We start from the raw sequence: 551 nt of genomic DNA, 5'->3' as shown, positions 1-551 counted from the left end.
TGCACGCGGTGACCGTGCTGTTCTCCGGACTGGGCAGGTGAGCGGCATGTCGATGTTCGAGGTTCTGCGCCGGTTCGGGACGTTCGCGCTGCTGGTGTTCACCGGCGTAGTGCTGGTGTTCCTGCTGCTGCACTTGATCCGGATTCCGCTGGTGCTGCTCGCGAAGGTGCTGGAGATCTCCATGCGCCGCTTGGACGGGTTCGTGGCCCGGCACGCGAGCAAGCCCCCGGCCGGTCCGAAAAACCAGTTCTTCCACCACCCCACCGTCACTCGGGAGGAGGCCATCAATGTCCACGCCTGAGCACAATCCCACTACCGACCACACCGGACAGTCCGTGACCGAGGCGCAGGTTGAGGCGCGCCGCGCCGCTGACCTCGCGATCTACCAGCACGCGACCAACCCGACCCGCACCACGCAGGCCGTGTCCTGGATCGGCTGGCACGTCGGCGAGCTGTCCGGCGTGGTCGTGCCGCTCGGCTTGGGAGTGGCGGTGTGGGACGGCTTCTACGCCGTGTCCGTGCTGACCGCGATCGGCTGGGCTGTGCACGAG

The 551-nt window shown here is 67.3% G+C and carries 1 protein-coding gene and 1 pseudogene; both read left to right on the top strand.

Translation table 11 applies throughout. The annotated features are described in order from the left end of the window. Positions 1–301, top strand: a 301-nt coding sequence (locus ABFX51_RS15760) for a hypothetical protein (protein WP_346054114.1), incomplete at its 5' end; no start/stop codon positions are given. Continuing rightward, positions 288–551: pseudogene (locus ABFX51_RS15755) on the top strand (hypothetical protein); the annotation flags it as partial. The gene ABFX51_RS15760 and the pseudogene ABFX51_RS15755, both read left to right, overlap by 14 nt.

This window comes from Amycolatopsis dongchuanensis (assembly GCF_039542405.1).
Classification (GTDB): Bacteria; Actinomycetota; Actinomycetes; order Mycobacteriales; family Pseudonocardiaceae; genus Amycolatopsis_E; species Amycolatopsis_E sacchari.
This window is presented reverse-complemented; position numbering and strand designations above follow the sequence as displayed.